This is a genomic window from Streptomyces humicola, assembly GCF_024436035.1.
Classification (GTDB): Bacteria; Actinomycetota; Actinomycetes; order Streptomycetales; family Streptomycetaceae; genus Streptantibioticus_B; species Streptantibioticus_B humicola.
The window spans coordinates 45,770-52,557 of sequence record NZ_JANFNG010000040.1 but is presented as its reverse complement, the minus strand read 5'-3'; the positions used below and the strand labels follow the sequence as shown (position 1 = coordinate 52,557).

The window sequence follows — 6,788 nt, the reverse complement described above, 5'->3', positions numbered from 1 at the left end:
GAGGCGAAGGAGCCCCGAGCCGGCACGGACAGCCGGCTCGGGGCCTTCCGATGCCGGGGTCTTCGCATCCGCCAGCAGGCGCCGGGCAGTTGTGTCACGTGATGTCAGACTGTGGCGCATGCCTGGGGACATGACCCGCGGAGAGGTATCGGCCACCCGAATTCGCCACGTCGCCATCAAGCGGCTCGGCGAAGGAGCGCGGGGAGGCGGGCTCGTCCCGCGTGGTGCAAGCTGCGGAGGAGGAGGCGACACCTGCCGAGCCGCATCCGTAGGCGGTGGTGGGCCGGCTCGTGTGGCCGGGGCGCCACCCTCGGCCCGCGTGAGCCGGATGAACTGCGAAGGGCGATCATGAGTGCGAGGGGTACGAACGCAGGGAAGTCCGGGGCCGCGGTTCGGGACGACACACCGTTGTCGGGGTGTGCGGCGCTGGTGACCGGCGCGTCCAGCGGCATCGGAGCGGCCACCGCCGTGGCGCTGGCCGAGCAGGGGGCTGCCGTCGCACTGGTCGCACGCCGCGCCGACCGGCTTGAGGAACTGGCCGCAACCATCCGCGGTGAGGGCGGATCGTGCGCCGCCCTTACCGCCGACCTGAGCGACCCGGTACAGGCGCGCACGGTGGTCGAGGACGCTGCGGAACGCTTCGGACGGCTGGACGTGCTGGTGAACAACGCCGGCTATGTGGCGATGGGTGCGGTCGAGGAGGTCGATCCCGGAGATCTGAACCGCATGGTCGACCTCAATCTGACGGCCGTCCTGCACACCTCGCAGGCGGCGTTGCCGCACCTGCTGAGTGCGACAGCGGACGGCCCCCGAGGCGTCGCCGATCTGGTGAACGTCAGCTCGGTCGCGGGCCGCGCGGTGCGCAGGAACAACGGAGTCTATTCGGCGACGAAGCACGCCGTATGCGCGTTCAGCGAGGCCCTGCGCCAGGAGGTGACCGGGCGGGGCGTCCGGGTCGGCCTCGTCGAGCCGGGTCTGACCATGACCGAGATGGCGGCCGGTGCCGGATCCTCGGCGGCACGCGGCATGCCTCAGGAGTCCTGGCTGCGGGCTGACGACATCGCCCGCGCCCTGATGTTCATGATCACCCAGCCTCCGCATGCAGCGATCAACGAGATCCTGGTGCGTCCGACGGCCCAGGAACACTGATCTCCCCCGCGTGGGATGAAGGTCCCCGCCCGCGGCGGCCGCGCCGTGGCCCGGGGCGCAGGGCTGCCCACGGGCGGGCTGCTTCCAGTTGTGCGGCCACCCTGATCACCACCGGCGACCCCAACCATGTAGTGGTCGTAGTGGTCTTCGACGGCCCGCACCGCGACTCCATCGTGGCCCCGTAGGTCCCCCGCCAGGTCTTCTACGCGCCCGATCCACCCCAGATCCAGAACGGCCTGATGCGCACGGAGCAGGGGTGGGTCCGCGCCGGCAACTGGATCCAGCGCTACCAGGCAGCGCCCCTGCCACACCCCAGGCCCGTAGCGGACCGCCGCCGCAGCACTGTCGCCAGGTCAGAGGCTCTGCCCCGCCGGCTCCTGCGGCAAGTGTTCGACACGGCTGCGCAGTTGCACACCGTGCACCACCTCGGTGATGCCCAGGGCGAGCAACCAGATTCCCGCGACCAGCGTGAGCGCGGCGATCGAGCCGAACGGCGAGATGATCAGCACGATGCCGGCGAGCAGGGTGATCACCCCGAGGAAGGCCTGCCAGCCGCGGGCGGGCATGCCTTCGGTGGCTATCGCCGCGGCCGTCAGCAGGATGCCCCTCAGCAGCCAGCCGAATCCGATCCACAGGGCGAGCAGCAGAATCGACTCCGCCGCCCCGCGGAAGCAGATCAACCCGAGCAGGATCATCAGTGCGCCGCTGACGAAGCTCAGGACGCGCATATGGGCCGCCACATGCGCACCGAATGCCCCGGCGAGCTGGAGAACACCGCTGACCAGCAGATAGATGCCGAAGAGAGCGCCGACCACTACCAGCGACGCACCTGGCCACACCAGGATGATGATGCCCAGCACGATCGCGGCCACGCCGGTGGCCAGGAGGATCTGCCATGCGGCCTTGCCGAGGGAGGCAAGGACGCCACTGTAGGGTCCGGCCTGCGGTGTGTCACGTGGAGTGTCCGAAGGGATGCTCATGGTGTTCGCCTCCTCGATGGGACGGAAGGGATGCACCGACATGACCATGGTCACCCGAATGCCCCGGTCCCGCCTGATCGCCGTGTCACGGCGCCGAGAGCGCGTCCTCGATGAGGTGGGACCAGTGGGCCACGATGCCGTTGCGGCGTGTGCTGTCGTCGGTGAGAAGGTTGGCCAGGCCCAGCCCGCGTGCCATGTCGAGGAATCCTTGGACCGTCTCGCGGACGCCGGGGCGGGATTCGTCCGCGCCCAGGAGCTCCACGGCCATGCGATGGGACTCGCGGCCGATGCGGGCCTCCAGCGCGATGACCGTAGGGGCCAGCGACGGTTCGTTCGAGGCAGCCACCCACAGCTGCAGCGCCGCTCGGAACAGCGGGCCGGTGTAGAGCCCGACGATCGCCGAAACGATGTCGTGCGTCGTCCTGACGCCCTCGCCGCCGACGAGTTCGCGCAGGGCGGTGGAGCGTTCTTCGGCCATGTGCTCGACCGCGGCGGTGAACAGGTCCTCGCGGGTGGGGAAGTGGTGCTGCGCGGCGCCCCGCGAGACCCCGGCGCGCTCGGCGACGACGGCGACGGTGGAACCCGACCAGCCGTACTCCGCAAGGCAGGAGACCGCCGCCTGCAACAGCTTCTGGCGCGTGGCGCGGCTGCGGTCCTGCTTGGGGGATGTCACCGTACCCATGACGGATCCCGGCGTTCGAGGAAGGCGGCCATCCCCTCGCGCGCCTCGGCCGAGGCGAACAGGCGCGCGGAGGTGGCGGCGAGGTCCTGCGTGTCGCGGTCGAAGGAGTCGCGCAGGACCTGCGTCGTCAGCCGTTTGGATTCGGCGAGGCCCTGGGGTGAGCCACGGAGCAGGCCCTCGATGACGGGCGCCAGGAGCTCGTCCACATCACCGGAGCCGGCCAGGGTGACCAGGCCGACGCGTACGGCCTCCTCGGGTCCGAAGCGCTCGCCGGTGAGGTAGTAACGGGCGGCGGCGCGCGGGTCGAGGCGGGGCAGCAGCGGGATTGAGATGATCGCCGGGGCGAGCCCGAGGCGGGCCTCGGTGAAGGCGAACGATGCGCCGGGCCCGGCCGCCGAGATGTCGCAGGCGCCGAGCAGCCCGAGGCCGCCGGCCCGGGCGTGGCCCGTGACACGGGCGACGACGGGCTTGGGCAGCTCGACGACGGCGCGCAGCAGACGGGCGAGACCGAGCGGTCCCGATGCCAAGGCCTCGGCATCTGACGATGCTTGCGAGAGGTCGGCGCCCGCACAGAAGGTGGTGCCGGTGTGGGTGAGCAGTACGGCGCGGGTGGCGTCGTCGGCCGCCGCGGCGTCGAGGGCGTCGTGCAGTTCGCACACCAGGCGTGCGGAGAGCGCGTTGCGGTTGTGCGGGGAGTCGAGGGTCAAGGTGGTGATCCCGCGGTCGTACTCCCGCCGCACCAGCGGTGTTGCGTCGGCCATGAGGTGTGCTGTGTTCCCTTCGCTGTGTTCGCTTCAGTATGACTTCGGCAGTCCCAGGGTCTGGTGGGATACGTAGTTGAGGATCATCTCGCGGCTGACCGGCGCGATCCGCGCCACCCGGGCCGCGGTGACGAGCCTGCCGAGCCCGTACTCCGTCGTCAGGCCGTTGCCGCCGAGGGTGTGCACCGCCTGGTCCACGGTCCTGACGGCGGCTTCGGCCGCCGCGTACTTCGCCATGTTGGCCGCCTCGCCGGCGCCCACGTCGTCGCCGCGGTCGTAAAGGTGGGCGGCCTTGGACATCATCAGCCGGGCCAGTTCGAGCTCGATATGTGCCTGGGCGAGCGGGTGGGCGATGGCCTGGTGGGCGCCGATGGGCTCCTTCCACACCTGCCGGGTGCGAGCGTAGTCGACCGCCCTGGCGAGCGCGTACCGGCCCAGGCCCAGGGCGAATGCGGCGGTCATGATGCGTTCGGGATTGAGCCCGGCGAACAACTGCAGCAGGCCGGCGTCCTCGTCACCGACGAGGGCCTCGGCGGGGAGCCGCACATCGTCCAGGACCAGCTCGAACTGCTTCTCCGGAGCGTGCAGTTCCATGGGGATGGGGCTGCGGGAGAAGCCGGGGGTGTCGCGGGGGACGATGAACAGGCAGGGCTTGAGCTTGCCCGTCCTCGCGTCCTCGGTGCGGCCGACGATGAGCGTGGCATCGGCGATGTCGACGCCGGATATGAAGACCTTGCGCCCGGTGAGCAGCCAGTCCGTGCCGTCCCGGCGTGCCGTGGTGGTGATCCGGTGCGAGTTGGAGCCGGCGTCGGGTTCGGTGATGCCGAAGGCCATGGTGATCCTGCCGTCGGCAAGACCCGGCAGCCAGCGCTGCTTCTGCGCCTCGGTGCCGAACCGCGCGATCACCGTGCCGCAGATGGCGGGCGATACGACGAGCATGAGCAACGGGCAGCCCGCGGCACCAAGTTCCTCCAGCACAATGGCAAGTTCGGTGATGCCGCCTCCTCCGCCGCCGTACGCCTCGGGGAGGTTGACGCCGAGATAGCCGGCCTTGCCGGCCTCCGCCCACAGCTCGTCGGTGTGCCGGCCTTCGCTGACGACGCGTTCGAAGTAGCTTCGTCCGTAGCGGGCGCCGAGAGAGGCGACGGCGGCGCGCAGCGCTTTGTGTTCGTCGGTTTCGAGGACCGCGGTGTTCATGGAGATCCCTCCTGGGCTACGGCTACGGCTGCGGCACTTGCTGCGGACGGGGCTCGTCGGTGACGACGGCGAGAAGGGCGCCGAGTTCGACCTGGCGGCCGGGGGCGGCGTGGAGCGCGGTGAGGGTGCCTGAGGCGGGGGCGACGATCTTGTGTTCCATCTTCATGGCCTCCAGCCACAGCAGCACTTGGCCTTCGATGACGGCTGCCCCGGGGGCGAGGCCGTCGGCGACGCGGACCACGGTGCCGGGCATCGGGGCCAGCAGTGAGCCCGGTTCGGTCCGGGCGGTGGGGTCGGTGAAGCGGGGGAGAGCGGTCAGGGCGTGAGCGCCGAGCCCGCTGCTGTCCACGTGGATGCGGTCGCGGTAGCGGGCGATCTCGAAGTCCCGCCGCACACCGTGGACGTCGAGCGTGACGCGGCCGGGAGCGGCGCGGTGCAGCCGGACGCCGGGGAAGCCGTCGGCGTCGAGACCGTCGCGGGTGAGCCGGTAGCGGATCTCGACCTCGGTGCCCACGGGCTCGATCACGTATCTCTTCACCTGGGGCAGGGAGGGCACATTGCGCCAGCCACCGATCCGGCCGGGCAGGGTGCGGGTGTGCGCGGCGGTGTCGGACAGGGCGCAGGCCAGCGCCGCGAGACGCTGCGGGTCCTGCGCGGTGGGCGCGGCGTGTGCGGCAGGCGCGGTGAGCTGTCCGAGGTGGCGTTCGTAGAAGCCGGTGTCGATACGGGCCGCGACGAACTCCGCAGAGGTGAGCGAGCGCACCAGCAGGTCGCGATTGGTGACGGGGCCGTGGATGCGGGCGCGTTCAAGGGCGTGCGCCAGCAGGCGCACCGCCTCGGAACGGGTAGGGGCATGGGCGATCACCTTGGCGAGCATCGGGTCGTAGTGGGGGGTGATGGCCGAGCCCTCGGTCACCCCTGAATCGACCCTGAGCCGTCCGCTCCCGGCGGAGCTTCCGTTCGCTTCTCCGCCCGCAGCCGGCACTTGCAGACGGTGCAGCACACCCGTCTGCGGCTGCCACGAGTTCGCCGGGTCCTCGGCGTACAGGCGGGCCTCGACCGCGTGGCCGTCGGCGGCGGGCGGCTCGGACGGCAGCTTCTCGCCCTCGGCGATGCGCAGTTGCAGGGCGACCAGGTCGATTCCGTGGACGGCCTCGGTGACCGGGTGTTCCACCTGCAGGCGCGTGTTCATCTCCAGGAAGTGGGCGCGGCCGTCGGGGGCGACCAGGTATTCGACGGTGCCCGCACTGACGTAACCGACCGCGCGGGCAGCGGTGACCGCCCTGTCCTGCAGTTCGCGGACGAGCCGGTCGGGCAGCCCCGGCGCGGGTGCCTCCTCGATGACCTTCTGGTGGCGGCGCTGGAGCGAGCAGTCGCGGGTTCCGAGCGCCCATACCGTGCCATGGGCGTCGGCGAGCAGCTGAACCTCCACATGGCGGGCGTGCTCCAGGTACGGCTCGACGAAGACCTCTCCGTCGCCGAAGGACGATGCGGCCTCGGTGGAGGCGGCCGCCAGCTGCCCGGGGAGCTCGTCGAGGTCGCGGACGATGCGCATGCCCCGTCCGCCGCCGCCCGCGGCGGCCTTGACGAGAACGGGCAGGTCGGCCGCGGTGATGCGGTCAGGGTCCAGCAGCCGCCCGCCCATGAGCTGCTTGGCGCGGGTCTTGGACGCCATCGCCTCGATGGCGTCGGGCGGCGGTCCGATCCACGTCAGCCCGGCATCGGTCACCGAGCGCGCGAACTCCGGGTTCTCGGCGAGGAATCCGTAGCCGGGGTGGACGGCGTCGGCTCCGGACGCCAGGGCCGCCTTCACGATCAGATCGCCGCGCAGATAGGTGTCCGCGGGCGAGTCGCCGGACAGGCGCACCGCGGCGTCGGCCTCCCGCACGTGCGCGGCCGACTCGTCCGCGTCGGAGTGCACGGCGACCGTGGCGATGCCGAGGTCACGGCAGGTACGGAAGACGCGGCGGGCGATTTCACCGCGGTTGGCGACGAGCAGGGTGCGGATCAACGTGCGCC

Annotated in this window: 6 protein-coding genes; 1 reads left to right on the top strand and 5 read right to left on the bottom strand. The window is 71.1% G+C overall.

Features of this window, described 5'->3' with window-relative positions:
• Nucleotides 1–348: 348 nt before the first annotated feature.
• On the top strand, nt 349–1,149 hold the full coding sequence (locus NGB36_RS30355) for an SDR family oxidoreductase (protein ID WP_255923809.1): 801 nt from the start codon (nt 349–351) through the stop codon (nt 1,147–1,149).
• Nucleotides 1,150–1,502: 353 nt separating this feature from the next.
• Here the strand turns inward: NGB36_RS30355 and NGB36_RS30350 are convergent, their stop codons facing one another.
• The 5 genes from NGB36_RS30350 to NGB36_RS30330 form a co-directional block, all read right to left on the bottom strand.
• Nucleotides 1,503–2,129 (bottom strand): HdeD family acid-resistance protein, encoded by a 627-nt coding sequence (locus tag NGB36_RS30350; RefSeq protein WP_255923808.1) that lies wholly within the window; start codon nt 2,127–2,129, stop codon nt 1,503–1,505.
• An 85-nt stretch (nt 2,130–2,214) separates the two neighbouring features.
• Nucleotides 2,215–2,811: a TetR/AcrR family transcriptional regulator gene (locus NGB36_RS30345; RefSeq protein WP_255923807.1), complete on the bottom strand. Its 597-nt coding sequence runs from the start codon at nt 2,809–2,811 to the stop codon at nt 2,215–2,217.
• Nucleotides 2,799–3,572: an enoyl-CoA hydratase family protein gene (locus NGB36_RS30340; RefSeq protein ID WP_255923806.1), complete on the bottom strand. Its 774-nt coding sequence runs from the start codon at nt 3,570–3,572 to the stop codon at nt 2,799–2,801. Before NGB36_RS30340 ends, NGB36_RS30345 begins: the two co-directional genes overlap by 13 nt.
• Before the next feature lie 33 nt (nt 3,573–3,605).
• Nucleotides 3,606–4,769 carry an acyl-CoA dehydrogenase family protein gene (locus tag NGB36_RS30335; protein WP_255923805.1) on the bottom strand — a complete coding sequence of 388 codons (1,164 nt, stop codon included), beginning with the start codon at nt 4,767–4,769 and terminating at the stop codon, nt 3,606–3,608.
• Nucleotides 4,770–4,791: 22 nt separating this feature from the next.
• The gene (locus NGB36_RS30330; RefSeq protein WP_255923813.1) at nt 4,792–6,780 is read right to left on the bottom strand and encodes an acetyl/propionyl/methylcrotonyl-CoA carboxylase subunit alpha; all 1,989 of its coding nucleotides are present in this window, start codon (nt 6,778–6,780) and stop codon (nt 4,792–4,794) included.
• Between the last annotated feature and the right edge of the window lie 8 nt (nt 6,781–6,788).

Excerpts from the sequence above, each read along its gene's own strand:
- NGB36_RS30355 (WP_255923809.1), top strand. The coding sequence starts at position 349 with ATGAGTGCGAGGGGTACGAACGCAGGGAAGTCCGGGGCCGCGGTTCGG.
- NGB36_RS30350 (WP_255923808.1), bottom strand. The coding sequence starts at position 2,129 with ATGAGCATCCCTTCGGACACTCCACGTGACACACCGCAGGCCGGACCC.
- NGB36_RS30345 (WP_255923807.1), bottom strand. The coding sequence starts at position 2,811 with ATGGGTACGGTGACATCCCCCAAGCAGGACCGCAGCCGCGCCACGCGC.
- NGB36_RS30340 (WP_255923806.1), bottom strand. The coding sequence starts at position 3,572 with ATGGCCGACGCAACACCGCTGGTGCGGCGGGAGTACGACCGCGGGATC.
- NGB36_RS30335 (WP_255923805.1), bottom strand. The coding sequence starts at position 4,769 with ATGAACACCGCGGTCCTCGAAACCGACGAACACAAAGCGCTGCGCGCC.